The following is a 6,248-nucleotide window of genomic DNA, read 5'->3' on the forward strand; positions in this document are numbered from 1 at the left end:
ATGGCACTGTCCCACGATCCGCTGTGGCCGCGCGCCGGCGCCTGGCCCGCGTTCGAGGGCACGGCCGATGCGGTGCTGCTCGGCGTCCCGACCTGGCGCACCTCCCTGTCCCCGACCGGGGCGCACGCGACCCCGGCCGCGATCCGCGAGGCGCTCCCCCGCTACGGCACGACGGTCCTCGGCCCACCGACGATCGACCTGGACGAGGTGCTCCGCATCGCGGACGCCGGGGACGTGCCGGAGCCGGACGGCGACGCGGGAGAGGCGCGGACGATCGAGCGGGTCCGGGAACTCGCGGGAGCGTCAGACCTCGTCATCGCCCTCGGCGGCGACAACTCCCTCACCTATCCGGTCGCGCTCGGCGCCCGGGCGACGGGCCTGATCACGTTCGACGCCCACTTCGACCTGCGCGACGGCGTCTCCAACGGCACGCCGGTGCGGCGACTCGTCGAAGACGCCCCGGCGGCGTCCGCCCTCCCCACCGCACGCATCGACCCCACCCGGATCGTGCAGATCGGCCTCGCCGACTTCGCGAACTCCGCCGCGTACGCCCGCCGCGCGGCCGACTGGGGCATCCGGGTCGTCACCCTCGACGACGTGCGCCGTCGCGGCATCGCCGACGTCGTGGCCGAGGCCGTCGAGATCGCGGGCGCGGGCGACGCCGCCCGGGTGCACCTCGACATCGACGTGGACGTGTGCGACCGCGCGGTCGCACCGGGGTGCCCGGCCAGCGTCCCGGGAGGCCTGGCCGCGTGGGAGCTGCGCGCCCTCACCCGGGCGGTCGCCGCCGATCCGCGGGTCGCGAGCGCCGACATCGCCGAGGTCGACGCGACCGCGGACGCCGAGGACGGTCGCACCGTGCGGCTCGCCGCCCTCTGCGTGCTCGAGCTGCTCGCGGGCCTCGCGGCACGCTAGCCCGAGCCGCCCTCAGACGACGGCCGCCCCGTCCTTCCAGACGCGCTGCACCAGCGGCACACCCGGGCGATACGCCAGATGCACGCGGGAGGGGGCGTCGAGCAGCACGAGGTCGGCGCGCGCCCCGGGGGCGATCCGGCCGATGTCGTCGCGCCGCAGTGCCCGCGCCCCGCCGGCGGTGGCGGCCCAGACCGCCTCCGCCGTGGTCATGCCCATGTCCCGCACGGCGATGGCGATGCAGAAGGCCATGGACGAGGTGAAGCTGGACCCCGGGTTCGTGTCGCACGCCAGCGCGACCGTCACACCCGCGTCGAGGAGCCTGCGCGCATCCGGATAGGGCTGGCGCGTGGAGAACTCCACGCCGGGCAGCAGCGTGAGCACCGTGTCCGATGCGGCGAGCGCGGCGATGTCCGCGTCGGTGAGGTAGGTGCCGTGATCCACCGATGCCGCCCCCAGCTCGACCGCCATCCGCACGCCGTCGCCCGGACCGAGCTGGCTCGCATGCACCCGAGGAGCAAGGCCCCGGGCCCTGCCCGCCTCCAGGATCCGTCGCGACTGCGCCACCGTGAAGGCGCCGGTCTCGCAGAAGACATCGATCCACCGGGAGTGCGGGGCGCAGGCGTCGAGCATCGGCCCCACGACGAGGTCGACATAGGCATCGGGATCGTCGGCGTACTCGACCGGGACCACGTGCGCGCCGAGGAACGTGACCTCCGACGTCACCTCGGCGGCGAGGCGCACGAGGCGCTCCTCCTCCGCGACGGCGAGACCGTAACCGCTCTTGATCTCGACCGTGGTGGTGCCCTGCGTCCGCAGCTCCTCGATGAACCCGTGCAGTCGGGCGCGCAGCTCGTCGTCGGTCGCCGCCCGCGTCGCCTGCACCGTCGAGCGGATGCCGCCCGCCGCGTACGGCTGCCCCGCCATGCGCGCCTCGAACTCCGCCGCCCGATCGCCGCCGAAGACGAGGTGGCTGTGGCTGTCGACGAATCCGGGGATCACGGCCCGACCCCCGGCGTCGACGACCTCATCCGCCGCGGGAGCCGTGGCCGACGAGCCCACCCACGCGATCCGCGCGCCGTCGATCAGCACGGCCGCCTCGCGGAGCGTGCCGGTCGGGTCGCCCCCGGCGGCGACGTTGGTCGTCAGCTCCCCGATCCCGGAGATGAGCGTCGTCGTCACAGCATCGGCACCTTCAGTCCGCGGTCGCGGGCGACCTCCTTGGCGTGGTCGTACCCGGCGTCCACGTGCCGCATGACACCGGTACCGGGGTCGTTCGTCAGCACCCGGGCGAGCTTCTCCGCCGCGAGAGCCGAACCGTCCGCCACCGTGACCTGCCCGGCGTGGATCGAGCGTCCGATCCCCACCCCGCCGCCGTGGTGCAGCGACACCCACGACGCCCCGGAGGCGGTGTTGAGGAGGGCGTTGAGCAGCGGCCAGTCGGCGATCGCGTCGGAACCGTCCTTCATCGCCTCGGTCTCCCGGTACGGCGATGCGACGGAGCCGGAGTCGAGGTGGTCGCGGCCGATGACGATCGGCGCGGACAGCTCTCCCGAGGCGACCATCTCGTTGAACTTCAGTCCGGCGAGGTGCCGCTCCTGGTAGCCCAGCCAGCAGATACGCGCCGGCAGGCCCTCGAAGTGGACGGCCGACCCCGCCTTGTCGAGCCAGCGGTGCAGGGCGGTGTCCTCGGGGAAGAGCTCGGCGATCGCGCGGTCCGTCTTGAAGATGTCCTCCGGGTCTCCGGACAGCGCCACCCAGCGGAACGGTCCTCGCCCTTCCTCGAACTGCGGGCGGATGTAGGCGGGGACGAATCCGGGGAACGCGAACGCCCGGTCGAAGCCGCCGAGCTGCGCCTCCGCGCGGATCGAGTTGCCGTAGTCGAACACGGCCGCCCCCGCGTCCTGGAAGCCGACCATCGCGGCGACGTGGGCGGCCATCGACTCCCTCGACCGCCGGGTGAACTCCTCGGGATCGCGCGCCGCCTCCTTCTTCCACCGGGCCACGTCGACACCGATCGGCAGGTACGCGAGGGGGTCGTGGGCGCTGGTCTGGTCGGTGACCACGTCGATGGGCACGCCCCGCCGCAGGAGCTCAGGGAAGATCTCCGCGGCATTGCCCACGACGCCGACCGAGAGGGCGTGACCGGCGTCCTTCGCCGCGACGACCCGGGCCACCGCCGCATCGAGGTCGGTGGTGTACTCGTCGAGGTACCGATGCTCCACACGGCGGGCCAGCCGCGTCTCGTCGACGTCCACGATCAGGACCGCGCCCTCGTTGAGGGTCACGGCGAGGGGCTGCGCCCCGCCCATCCCGCACGCACCGGCCGTCAGTGTCAGCGTCCCCCGCAGGGAATCGCGCCCGAGCGAGCGGGCGACCGCGGCGAACGTCTCGTACGTCCCCTGCAGGATGCCCTGCGTGCCGATGTAGATCCAGGAGCCGGCGGTCATCTGGCCGTACATGGTCAGCCCCAGCTCCTCCAGACGGCGGAACTCCGGCCAGGTCGCCCAGTCGCCCACGAGGTTCGAGTTGGCGATGAGCACGCGCGGCGCCCACTCGTGGGTGCGGAACACGCCCACCGGCTTGCCGGACTGGACGAGCAGCGTCTCATCCGGCTCCAGCTCGTCGAGCGTGCGGACGATCGCCTCGTACGCCGCCCAGCTACGCGCCGCCTTGCCCGTCCCGCCGTAGACCACCAGGTCTTCCGGGTGCTCGGCGACCTCGGGATCGAGGTTGTTCATGAGCATGCGCTTGGCCGCCTCGGCGCCCCAGCTCTTGGCGGTGCGCTCGGCACCGCGGGCTGCGCGTACCGTGCGCGCTGCGTTCTCCTCAGTCATGCATGTGCTCCTTTGCGACACGGGCGATGGCACCCGACTGGACGAGGGCGGTCACGGCTTCCATCTCGGGCGAGAGGTGGCGGTCAGGGCCGGGGCCGGCGGCGACCGTGCGGACGAGGTCGCGCACGGCGCCGGTCGCCGGGCCTGCCTCCAGCGGCGCGCGGAGATCCAGCGCGCGGGCGGCGGTGAGGATCTCGATCGCGAGGACGCGGGAGAGGCCGTCGATCGCCCGACGCAGCTTCCGTGCTGCGGCCCAGCCCATCGAGACGTGGTCCTCCTGCATCGCCGAGGAGGGGATGGAGTCGACCGAGGCGGGAACCGCGAGACGCTTGAGCTCGGAGACGATGCCGGCCGCCGCGTACTGCGCGATCATCAGCCCGGAATCGACCCCGACCTCCGCCGCGAGGAACGGCGGGAGCCCGTGGCTGCGGGCCGGATCCAGCGCGCGGTCGGTGCGCCGCTCGGACACGGAGGCGACGTCGGCGATCGAGATCGCCAGGAAGTCGAGGACCGCGGCGACGGGCGCTCCGTGGAAGTTGCCGTTGGACTCGATGCGGCCGTCGAGGGTGATGACGGGGTTGTCGATGACACTGGAGAGCTCGCGCTCCGCGATCATTTCGGCATACCCGAGCGTGTCGCGCGCGGCGCCGTGCACCTGCGGCGAGCAGCGCAGGGAGTACGCGTCCTGGACACGGCCGTCTTCCGGGCCCTTGTGGCTCGCGACCATCGGCGACCCGGCGAGCAGCGCCCGGAGGTAACCGGCGGATACCGCCTGCCCCGCCTGCGGACGCAGCGCCATGAGATCGGCGGCGAACACCGCATCGGTGCCGAGCTGCGACTCCACCGACATCGCCGCCGCCACATCCGCCGTCAGGAGCAGCGTCTCCAGATCGTGGAGCGCGAGCACCAGCGTGCCGAGCATCCCGTCGGTGCCGTTGATGAGGGCGAGGCCCTCCTTCTCCACGAGCGTGAGCGGCTCGATGCCAGCGTCCGCGAGGGCGTCGGCCGCCGGGACGAGCCGGCCCGCGCTGTCGCGCACATCGCCCTCGCCCATGGCCGCGAGGGCGATGTGGGCGAGGGGCGCGAGATCCCCGGAACACCCCAGCGAGCCGTACTCGCGGACCACCGGCACGATGCCCGCGTTGAGCAGCGCGGCGTACGTCTCGACCACGACGGGGCGAACCCCGGTGCGGCCGGACGCGAGCGTCTGGAGGCGCAGCACCTGGAGCCCGCGTACGACCTCCCGCTCGACCTCGGCGCCGGTTCCCGCGGCGTGGGAGCGGATGAGGCTCGCCTGCAACTGCAGTCGCCGTTCCGGAGCGATGAACGTCGTCGCCAGGGCACCGAAGCCCGTGGACACCCCGTAATGCGGGTGCGGGTCCGCGGCGAGGCCGTCGATCACACGCCGGGTCTCGGCGACTCTGGCCAGCGCCGCGGGGTCGACGACAACGGGCACATCGTGACGGACGACGCGGACGACCTCGGCCGGGGAAAGGGGGGCGGCGCCGACGAGGACAGGGGCTGGATCGCTCATGTCTCGATTCCACACCCGCGGGGTCGACGTGCACACGGCTTCGTGGCAACCTTTGTCTGTGATCCCAGACATCTCCGAGACCGCTGACGCCCAGGTGCCTGCCGCGGCGCAGACCCTGCGCATCCTGAGCTACTTGGCGGGCCGGCCGGCGCCGGTGGCCGCGTCCGCGATCGCCCGCGAGCTGACGCTTCCGCGATCGACGGTCTATCACCTGCTGCGCACGCTCGCCACCCACGGCTTCGTGCTGCACCTCCGCGAGGAGCGCCGGTGGGGACTCGGGACATCGGCCTTCGAGCTGGCTGGAGGCTACGCCCGGCAGCAGCCGTTGGCACGGCTCGGCCGTCCGCTCATCGCCGGGCTCTCCGACCAGCTCGGGGAGAGCGCGCACCTGGCGGTCATGAGCGGCGGGGACGTGCTGTACATCGTCGAGGAGCGTGCGCCGCGGCGGCCCGCCCTGGTGACCGACGTCGGCGTGCGCCTCCCCGCGCACCTGACGGCGACCGGGCGGGCGATGCTCGCCGCTCTCCCCCGCGAACAGGTACGCGCGCTGTACCCGGCGTCGTCGGCATTCTCCGACCGCACCGGACGAGGTCCCCGCCACCCCGGGGAGCTGCGCGAACTCCTCCGGGACGTACGCTCTCGGGGGTATGCGACGGAGGACGGGGAGGTCGCGGAAGGCCTGCGTTCGGTGGGCGCCGTCGTGCGCGACGTCGCCGGCTGGCCGGTCGCCGCGGTCGCGGTCACCTGGGCCGACGCCGACGGTGCGGAGGTCGTACTGGCGAACGCGGTGCGCGAGACAGCGGCGACGCTCGAGGCGCGTCTGGCCCGCTGACGCAGCACCTGCGCGTTAACGCAAGAAGGCCACCCAGCATTGGGTGGCCTTCTTGTCTAAAAGGAGTCCGGCGGTGTCCTACTCTCCCACAGGGTCCCCCCTGCAGTACCATCGGCGCTGTGAGGCTTAGCTT

General features: G+C 73.0%; 5 protein-coding genes. 2 read left to right on the forward strand and 3 right to left on the reverse strand.

Going from position 1 to position 6,248, the window contains the following annotated elements; all coding sequences use genetic code 11:
• A complete protein-coding gene (locus tag BV453_RS11845) occupies positions 1–915 on the forward strand; it encodes an agmatinase family protein (RefSeq protein ID WP_249521675.1) in 915 nt (304 codons plus the stop codon).
• Positions 916–927: 12 nt separating this feature from the next.
• On the opposite strand, the gene hutI is transcribed toward BV453_RS11845, so the two are convergent.
• From hutI to hutH, 3 genes are read right to left on the reverse strand one after another with little or no spacing between them, the layout of a single operon-like run.
• Positions 928–2,094 (reverse strand): imidazolonepropionase, encoded by a 1,167-nt coding sequence (hutI, locus tag BV453_RS11850; RefSeq protein ID WP_249521676.1) that lies wholly within the window; start codon positions 2,092–2,094, stop codon positions 928–930.
• A complete protein-coding gene (gene hutU, locus BV453_RS11855) occupies positions 2,091–3,749 on the reverse strand; it encodes a urocanate hydratase (protein ID WP_249521677.1) in 1,659 nt (552 codons plus the stop codon). Before hutU ends, hutI begins: the two co-directional genes overlap by 4 nt.
• Positions 3,742–5,283, reverse strand: coding sequence for a histidine ammonia-lyase (gene hutH, locus BV453_RS11860; protein ID WP_249521678.1), 1,542 nt, complete (start codon positions 5,281–5,283; stop codon positions 3,742–3,744). Before hutH ends, hutU begins: the two co-directional genes overlap by 8 nt.
• A gap of 94 nt (positions 5,284–5,377) precedes the next feature.
• Between hutH and BV453_RS11865 the strand changes: the two genes are divergently transcribed.
• Positions 5,378–6,115 (forward strand): IclR family transcriptional regulator, encoded by a 738-nt coding sequence (locus tag BV453_RS11865; protein WP_249521686.1) that lies wholly within the window; start codon positions 5,378–5,380, stop codon positions 6,113–6,115.
• Positions 6,116–6,248: the final 133 nt, after the last annotated feature.

It is taken from the genome of Microbacterium sp. ER1 (assembly GCF_023383675.1).
Classification (GTDB): Bacteria; Actinomycetota; Actinomycetes; order Actinomycetales; family Microbacteriaceae; genus Microbacterium.

Coding starts and splice junctions, on each gene's coding strand:
- BV453_RS11845 (WP_249521675.1), top strand. CDS start 1: ATGGCACTGTCCCACGATCCGCTGTGGCCGCGCGCCGGCGCCTGGCCC.
- hutU (WP_249521677.1), bottom strand. CDS start 3,749: ATGACTGAGGAGAACGCAGCGCGCACGGTACGCGCAGCCCGCGGTGCC.
- hutH (WP_249521678.1), bottom strand. CDS start 5,283: ATGAGCGATCCAGCCCCTGTCCTCGTCGGCGCCGCCCCCCTTTCCCCG.